The organism is Holdemanella biformis DSM 3989 (genome assembly GCF_000156655.1).
Taxonomy (GTDB): Bacteria; Bacillota_I; Bacilli_A; order Erysipelotrichales; family Erysipelotrichaceae; genus Holdemanella; species Holdemanella biformis.
On record NZ_DS996842.1, the window covers coordinates 91290 to 98955 of the forward strand.

The window sequence follows — 7666 nt, forward strand, 5'->3', positions numbered from 1 at the left end:
TCTCAGCACTGCGCTGAGATTTTTTTTAATTAAAATTTATCAATTTCTTCTTTTAAACGAGCTACAATCTGATCTTGTGGAATCTTTTCAATGATTTCACCCTTCTTAATCAATAAGCCTTCTTTTTTGCCACCTGCAATCGCAATATCCGCATGTTTAGCTTCACCAGGACCATTGACCGCACAACCCATGATGGCTACTGTTACTTCTTTATGAATCGTTTGAAGATAGCTTTCAATTTCATTGACAACCGGCTCCATATCCCATTGAGTTCGCCCACATGTTGGACATGCGATTAGATTGGGTACATTTTTGATGAGCTTGCAGTCTTTTAATAATTCCTTTACGATTGGAATTTCTTTTTCAGGTGCACCATTAACACTGATTCGAATTGTATTTCCAATACCTTCATTTAATAAAGTGCCTAAAGCTAAACTCGATTTGATGGCACTTGTCATGGTTGTACCGGCTTCTGTTACACCTAAATGTAAAGGGTAATCAAATGTTTTAGCTGCAAGGCGGTAAGCTTCAATACATAAAAGTGGATCACTCGATTTAAAAGAAAGGACAGTATCATAAAAATCGAGATCTTCTAAGATTTTTACATGTCTTTTGGCACTTTCAATCATACCTTGTGCGGTTGGCTTACCATATTTTTCATGAATGTCTTTTTCTAAAGAACCACCATTGATCCCAATACGAATTGGAATATGTTTTTCTTTACAAGCCTTAACGACTTTTTCTACATTTTCTCTAGAACCAATATTTCCAGGATTTAAACGAATTTTATCAGCACCTGCTTCAATACAAGCTAAAGCTAAACGATAATCAAAGTGAATATCAGCAACTAATGGAATATGAATTTGTTTTTTTATATCTTTTATGGCTTTGGCATCCTCCATATCCATACAGCTGACACGAATTAATTCGCAGCCCATTTTTTCAAGGTTTAAAATTTGTTTGGCTACCTCATCTGCCTTTTTTGTTTCAATGTTACACATTGACTGAATAATAACGTGATTATTATGTCCAATTTCAAGATTTTTTACTTGAACTTGACGAGTTTGAGTTCTGTTCATAGTCATCCTCCATATCTCAAGTATACGCCTTTCTTTCTTTTTTTTCCATTTCATCTTGGAAACGTGTATAATATATAGTGTTTTCGTATAAAGGGGGATTCAATTGAAAAAGAGTAGAAAATCATTGAAAAGGGCAAGACAAACTATTTCTGTTGATCAAGTCATTTCGAATCGTATATTGATTCTTGCGGTTTCCATTACCGTATGTTTTTTAATCATCTTTTTACGATTGTTCTATCTTCAGATTGTTTCATATAATGACTATACAGCGAAAAGAGAAGATTATACTTCCATCAAGCAATATACTTCAGCACCACGTGGTCAAATCTATGATTGTAAGGGAAGAATTTTAGCTAAGACTGTGGTTAGTCACAATATTGTCTTTACATCTCCAAACAATATGGATTCAGATGATTATGAATTGTATGCGAAACGTATTGTGAAAGTGTTTAGTGTAAGCGCAAAAGATTTTACAGAGGAAGATAAAAAGCAGGCATATATTACGTACAAATCCTTTTTATCTCCAAATGATTCTGAATATGCAGCCAATCATTTATTGACTTCAAAAGAATTGAAACAATACAAAAATGGTGCATGGGGTGACAATGCCGAAAGTAAACGATACAAGATCTTAATGAATCGTATTGGTAAGAAACAAATTGGTGAAATGACACAATCCGAATTAAAAATGTGTGTGATTTACCAAAGAATGATTGCCAACCAAAGTACAGGACAAGAAAATGTTGTACTTGAAGATGTCAGTGATGATGATGTGGCCTATCTTGTCGAACATAAAACGGAATTTCCTGGATTTGACGTTGATTTTGGTGGATGGAAACGAGAATATCCATATGGAGAATCTTTATCGGATGTTTTAGGAAGTGTAACTACAAGTACACAAGGTTTGCCTAGTGAATTATCTAGTTATTATCTTTCTAAAGGCTACCAATTAAACGCGAGTGTGGGTAAATCAGGCCTTGAATATCAATATAATGATTTACTTGCAGGAACACCTGAAATTGCCAAGATTACGTATAATTCGAAGGGATTGGCACAAAAAGAAGTCGTTCAAGAAGCAAAAAAAGGATATGATATCCATCTTTCTATCGATATTGATCTTCAAACTTCATTAGATGATATTTTAAAGAAAACATTAAATGAATATGGGGGATCGGCGAATCGTGAAAATTTCAAATCTTTATTTACGACAGTATTAAATGCAAAAGATGGCTCAGTCCTTGCCATGTCAGGCTATCAAATGGATTTGGATACAAAAGGTATGACATATTTTTCAACGGGTAACTATATGTCTTTAGTAAACCCAGGATCATGCATTAAAGGGGCCACTGTATATATGGGCGAAAGTGAACATGTGATGAGTCCAGGAGAAACAATTGTCGATAAAACAATGAATATTGGTGGACAAGAATTTAGTTCCTACAAAGATTATGGTACAGTTGATGACATTATGGCTTTAGAAGTTAGTAGTAACGTATATATGTTTAATGTGGCAATACGTTTGGCCAATGCCTCATATCAAGAAGAACAACCGCTTTACGTGAATGATCTTCAGGGTACATTAAATAAAATGCGTGGATATTATTCGATGTTTGGTTTAGGCAATAAAACAGGCATTGATGCACCAAATGAAGCAAGTGGCTATATGGGTTATGGTGCAGAGCCAGGTATGTTACTTTATTATTCTATAGGGCAGTTTGATATGTATTCACCACTTCAATTGGCCACTTATGGTGCAACTATCGCATCCAATGGGAATTTATATAAACCACGTTTTATGTCTTATGCTACGGAAGTGAATTCACAAGAGGTAGTTGTGACAAATGCTAAAAAAATTAAATCTAAATTGCCTGAAAAGAATGCAGCCTATTTAGACCGAGTCAAACAAGGCTTTAGTGCCTGTGTAAGTTCAGGTTATTGTGGAGATCCAATGCAGCCATTTGCAGGTAGAGTTTCAGCCAAAACAGGTACTGCCGAAGTAGGGGATTGGACAACCGCAAACCTTGTTGGATATGCTCCAAGTGATGATGCAACCATGGCATTTGCGTGCTCAGCACCAACATCAAGTATCAATGATCAAAGTGTTTCACCAAACATTTGTTCGAATATGGTGATGCCAGAATTTATTCAAAAGTATTTCGAATTGTATCCTGCAAGTTAAAATTTTGAAAATGACTTGAAATTGACTTGTAAGTTATGCTAGAATCAACTAGTAATTACTAATGTGAGGAGGACTGAACATGAGAGATCGTATTACATTTAAGTGCTCTGTTTGCGGTGAAGAAAATTATATTGGTACAAGAAATAAGAAAAAACATCCTGAACGTATGACTGTTAAAAAATATTGTCCAAAATGCAATCAGCAGACTGAACATAAGGAGAAAAAGTAAGAAAGACCGTTTTATTCGGTCTTTTTTATGTATTAGACGATGAAAGTTATTCAACAACCTTTAGGACCTGTACAGGCAAACTGTTATTTGGTGATGGAAAACCATCATGCTTTAATCATTGATCCGGCAGACATATTGCCAAATCTTGATGAAATTTTGAATCAGAATGATTGTACATTAGATGCGATTGTTTTAACACATGCACACTTTGATCATATTTCAGGCGTAGATAAGATTGTAAATAAATTTGGCTGTGATGTATATTTAAATCCTAATGAATTTGATTTTCTTTTAGATCCCAATTTAAATTCATCCAGTGCCTTTTATATGGATGTGACATGTAATGCCAACGCAAAACCACTTATTGAAGGTAAAAACGAGATTGCAGGCTTTGAAGTAGAAGCTATATATTGTCCGGGACATTCGATTGGTTCTACAGTATTAAAAATAGAAGATTGTTTATTTACTGGAGACGTGCTATTTCAAGGCTCCATTGGAAGAATGGATTTAGCAACTGGCAGTGTTACAAGTATGAAACAATCCTTAAAAAAATTGTATCAATTCAACAAAGATTATAAAGTATATCCAGGACATGGACCAACGACTTCTTTATCGCAAGAGAAAAAATGGAATGAAAGTTTAAAATATGCAGAAATTTATTAGAATTTCTGCTTTTTTTTTCGTATTAGATAAGGGGGTGATAAAAAATGGATGATTTATTAAAGGATCTCATTGAATATGCGATTGATAAAAAAGCGAGTGATATCCATTTTGTACTACATAATCAAAGGTTACAGATTCAACTTCGCACACAAAATGAAATGATTGATGTATATCAAGATATATGGAAACCATCGTTTTTTGAGTATTTAAAATTTATTTCTCAGATGGATCTAACCAATCCTTATTCGCCGCAAAGTGGACAGTTTAAAGTATATCTTCGTAATCATGATATCTTTTGTCGCTTCAGCATCTTACATAATCATAATATTCAAACAGGTGTCATTCGGTTGTTGAACACAAAACAAGCTATTCAACTTTATGAATTGTCTTTATGGAAAAAGGATACACAATTTTTTCAATCTTTAATTCCACTTAGACAAGGACTTGTGCTATGTGTAGGACCTACAAATAGCGGAAAGACGACAACACTTCATGCTTTACTTCATGAAATCGCAAAAACAAGGAAACATAAGGTTGTCAGTCTAGAAGATCCGATCGAAATTGAAGATGATTCCTATTTACAGCTACAAATCAATGAAACAATGGGATTTACATACGATGTAGGCATCGAGCAATTATTAAGGCATGATCCGGACATTATATGTATTGGAGAAACAAGAAATAGCTATACAGCGAAGATGGTATTGCGTGCAAGTTTAACAGGGCATTTGGTCTTAACGAGTATTCATGCCAAAAATGGAAAGGAGTGTATCAGTCGTCTTGAAGATCTTGGGGTTTCTAAACAAGATTTATTAAGTGTATGTACCGCCATCATTTCACAACGCTTATATTCAAATGGCGACAAGAAAGTGTGTGTATATGAAATCATGGATCAAAAAACATTGGAATATGTCATGCGTTATGGAAAATATCCTGACCAATTTCAAACATTATCTTCAAAAATTAAAGAAGGTATTGAAAAAGGATATATCCTTGACGAACAAGCCGAGTGCGACATGTTTAGTTTGTCGTGAAGAAATTGAACAATTTCAATTGTTACAAAATCAAGGCGTGCCATTTGATACATTGGTTCATTTGGTATTTAAAAAGGATGATGAAATATTGAATGAATTAAAATTAGGAAATTGTTTAATGGATTTATTCTGTAGGAATCAAAAGAAGTTGTATTTTAAATATTTAAAGATTTTAGGTAGTAAGATGAATCTTAAAGAAGCCATCGAATGTGTTTCTCAAATTGAAAAAAGTTCGAATGTATTCTTTGAACAATTGTTAAAAAAAATCGCATATCCATTCTTTTTACTTGTATTTGCGTATTTTATGATTTGTTTCTTTTCAGACTTTGTGCTTGTTCAAATGAAAGATTATATTTCAAGTAATTCTGTCTTAATTTTGATTCAAGTATTAAAGGTTCTATTTGGCACAAGCATTTTGAGTATTCTATTGTATCTAGGCTTATATTATTTGTTTTTCTATAAGTATGATGCAAGACTGAAATGTCCATTTTCTTTGATGAAGAAAATGATCTCTTTACAATTTGTATGTATGTATCAAGCTTTAGAAAAGACCTATAGTTCAACACAAGAAGTGTTAGAAACTTTATCTTTGATGGATTTTAGTATTGTGGGTATGGTATCCAATGAAATTTTAGATCAATTAAAGAAGGGAAATACTTTGGAAGAGTGTTTTTTAGTTATCCATGTATTTGATGCATCCTTTAAGAAGATGATCCAATATGCTTTGAATGGTAATCGCATCTCGATATTTTTTGATCTATATATCAAGAAATGTCGTTTCGATCTAGAAACATCTATAAAGAAGTTATCCAATGGAATTCAATTATTTTCGTATATCAGTATTGGCATATTGGTTGTGGTTGTCTATCAAATCATGATGATGCCAATGAATATGTTAAATCAGTTTTAAATGGAGGAGAAAAATGGAAAAGAAAAATGGATTTACAATATTAGAAATGATGATCGTGATGTTGATCGTAGCTTTACTTTTGTTGATTACTTTGCCAAATATTCAACAAAAGGAGAAAATTATTCGTAATAAGGGTTGTGAAGCTTTACTTGAAATTGTAAACTCACAAATCATGTTGTATGAAATTGATCAATTAGAAACACCTACAAGTGTGCAAGAGCTTATTGATTTTGGATACTTAAAGAAAGGACAAGATACATGTCCAGATCATAGTCAAGTGGTGATTGAAAATGGACAGGCTATCTCTAAATAAGAATGGTTTTACTTTTGTTGAAATTTTGATCGTACTGCTTATTGTTTCGATTTTAAGTTTTGGCCTTTATTTTAAAATGCATACTTCACTTTATGTTTTTATGAAACAAGTACAAACTTTATGTATAACGGCCCAACAAAAGGCGTATGTAGAACGTCGTAAGGTATATGTAAATATTCAAGATTCCATTTTAGTGGATGAAGTGGAGTATGGAATTCCTAAAGATATCGCTTGTGATTCGGTTTCTTTTTACTACAATGCCAAAGGGAATATGTCAAAGGCTTTCTCTTTTCATTGTTCAAACACAAATACAAAGATGAAGCTTGTCTTTCAAGTAGGAGCTGGGAGGGTACGTCTTGAAAAAGAATAATGGCTTTTTATTACAGGATGCGTTATTTGCGTTATTTGTGATTCTAATTTGTTCTTGTTTATTGGCTCAAGGTATATCAACCTTGTATTTTCAAAAGGATTTAAAAATAAATGAAAAGATTGAGAAGAAATGGTTTCACACTGATTGAAGCCTTACTTGCCTTGTTTATCACAGGTTTAGTAAGTTTACTTGGTTGTATGCTTGTAAGTTGTGCTTTACATTTTGCCCATATGGACATCGATACTCAAAATCAATTTGCGATCTTGCAGCTAAGAAGAGAATTAAGTGTGGCAAGTGAAGTGAAAGTTGATAATGAACAATTGGAATATATACGTAATCACGAAAAGTTTCGATTGTACTTTGATAAGCATCGCATTGTAAAAAGTCCGGGCTATGAAATCTATATGGAACAAATTGACTTAGGCTATTTTTATAAGAAAGAAGATGGTTATTATTTGTGGTTTAAAAAGAAGAATAAGGTCTATGACTTTGAAATCTATTAATGGATATGCGAGTTGGATAAGTTTAGTTTGTTTGTTTCTTGTGCTTCAAATTGTTTCCTTTTTAACATTAAGTACCATTCAAAATGTATATCTTTTAAAGGCAAATCGTCAAAATATTCTAGAACTATCGATTGTAGATCATGCGAAAAGTATGATTGATCGTAATAATCGCATTAAGTTGTGTCATACAAAGGAAGAGTTGATCAAAGAAAAGGATGAGACAATTATGAATACACACGTGCATTTTCAAGATTATTCGACTTATATGGAGTGTACTTATGATAATGTATGTATGAAGATTTATTATGATGATAAATCAATCGTGGATGTTGTTATTGACGAACCTTAAAAAACAAGATAAAATTGATGCATAGCGATGAATTAGA

Annotated in this window: 11 protein-coding genes; 10 read left to right on the plus strand and 1 reads right to left on the minus strand. The window is 33.0% G+C overall.

Going from position 1 to position 7666, the window contains the following annotated elements; genetic code table 11:
* Window positions 1-29: 29 nt before the first annotated feature.
* Window positions 30-1079, minus strand: a complete 1050-nt coding sequence (gene ispG, locus EUBIFOR_RS05465) for a flavodoxin-dependent (E)-4-hydroxy-3-methylbut-2-enyl-diphosphate synthase (protein WP_040466231.1) — start codon at window positions 1077-1079, stop codon at window positions 30-32.
* A 103-nt stretch (window positions 1080-1182) separates the two neighbouring features.
* Here ispG and EUBIFOR_RS05470 point away from each other — a divergent pair, with 103 nt between their 5' ends.
* The 10 genes from EUBIFOR_RS05470 to EUBIFOR_RS05510 all read left to right on the plus strand — a co-directional run bounded on the left by EUBIFOR_RS05470 (window position 1183) and on the right by EUBIFOR_RS05510 (window position 7629).
* On the plus strand, window positions 1183-3258 hold the full coding sequence (locus tag EUBIFOR_RS05470) for a peptidoglycan D,D-transpeptidase FtsI family protein (protein ID WP_244264153.1): 2076 nt from the start codon (window positions 1183-1185) through the stop codon (window positions 3256-3258).
* Between the two features lie 79 nt (window positions 3259-3337).
* Window positions 3338-3487, plus strand: coding sequence for a 50S ribosomal protein L33 (rpmG, locus tag EUBIFOR_RS05475; protein ID WP_003864966.1), 150 nt, complete (start codon window positions 3338-3340; stop codon window positions 3485-3487).
* 39 nt (window positions 3488-3526) lie between these two features.
* Window positions 3527-4150: an MBL fold metallo-hydrolase gene (locus EUBIFOR_RS05480; protein ID WP_003864967.1), complete on the plus strand. Its 624-nt coding sequence runs from the start codon at window positions 3527-3529 to the stop codon at window positions 4148-4150.
* A gap of 44 nt (window positions 4151-4194) precedes the next feature.
* A complete protein-coding gene (locus EUBIFOR_RS05485) occupies window positions 4195-5184 on the plus strand; it encodes an ATPase, T2SS/T4P/T4SS family (RefSeq protein WP_003864968.1) in 990 nt (329 codons plus the stop codon).
* Window positions 5144-6094: a type II secretion system F family protein gene (locus tag EUBIFOR_RS05490; RefSeq protein WP_040466232.1), complete on the plus strand. Its 951-nt coding sequence runs from the start codon at window positions 5144-5146 to the stop codon at window positions 6092-6094. Before EUBIFOR_RS05485 ends, EUBIFOR_RS05490 begins: the two co-directional genes overlap by 41 nt.
* Before the next feature lie 13 nt (window positions 6095-6107).
* Entirely contained in the window at window positions 6108-6407 is a 300-nt protein-coding gene (gene comGC / locus EUBIFOR_RS05495) for a competence type IV pilus major pilin ComGC (protein ID WP_003864970.1), read from the plus strand.
* Entirely contained in the window at window positions 6385-6777 is a 393-nt protein-coding gene (locus EUBIFOR_RS05500) for a prepilin-type N-terminal cleavage/methylation domain-containing protein (RefSeq protein ID WP_003864971.1), read from the plus strand. Before comGC ends, EUBIFOR_RS05500 begins: the two co-directional genes overlap by 23 nt.
* Entirely contained in the window at window positions 6764-6925 is a 162-nt protein-coding gene (locus tag EUBIFOR_RS12715) for a hypothetical protein (protein ID WP_003864972.1), read from the plus strand. Before EUBIFOR_RS05500 ends, EUBIFOR_RS12715 begins: the two co-directional genes overlap by 14 nt.
* Window positions 6888-7280, plus strand: a complete 393-nt coding sequence (locus EUBIFOR_RS05505) for a prepilin-type N-terminal cleavage/methylation domain-containing protein (RefSeq protein WP_003864973.1) — start codon at window positions 6888-6890, stop codon at window positions 7278-7280. Before EUBIFOR_RS12715 ends, EUBIFOR_RS05505 begins: the two co-directional genes overlap by 38 nt.
* Complete coding sequence (locus tag EUBIFOR_RS05510) at window positions 7261-7629, plus strand: hypothetical protein (protein WP_003864974.1); 369 nt, start codon at window positions 7261-7263, stop codon at window positions 7627-7629. Before EUBIFOR_RS05505 ends, EUBIFOR_RS05510 begins: the two co-directional genes overlap by 20 nt.
* Window positions 7630-7666 lie beyond the last annotated feature (37 nt).

Excerpts from the sequence above, each read along its gene's own strand:
- ispG (WP_040466231.1), bottom strand. The coding sequence starts at position 1,079 with ATGAACAGAACTCAAACTCGTCAAGTTCAAGTAAAAAATCTTGAAATT.
- rpmG (WP_003864966.1), top strand. The coding sequence starts at position 3,338 with ATGAGAGATCGTATTACATTTAAGTGCTCTGTTTGCGGTGAAGAAAAT.
- EUBIFOR_RS05480 (WP_003864967.1), top strand. The coding sequence starts at position 3,527 with ATGAAAGTTATTCAACAACCTTTAGGACCTGTACAGGCAAACTGTTAT.
- EUBIFOR_RS05485 (WP_003864968.1), top strand. The coding sequence starts at position 4,195 with ATGGATGATTTATTAAAGGATCTCATTGAATATGCGATTGATAAAAAA.
- comGC (WP_003864970.1), top strand. The coding sequence starts at position 6,108 with ATGGAAAAGAAAAATGGATTTACAATATTAGAAATGATGATCGTGATG.
- EUBIFOR_RS05500 (WP_003864971.1), top strand. The coding sequence starts at position 6,385 with ATGGACAGGCTATCTCTAAATAAGAATGGTTTTACTTTTGTTGAAATT.
- EUBIFOR_RS05505 (WP_003864973.1), top strand. The coding sequence starts at position 6,888 with ATGAAAAGATTGAGAAGAAATGGTTTCACACTGATTGAAGCCTTACTT.
- EUBIFOR_RS05510 (WP_003864974.1), top strand. The coding sequence starts at position 7,261 with ATGACTTTGAAATCTATTAATGGATATGCGAGTTGGATAAGTTTAGTT.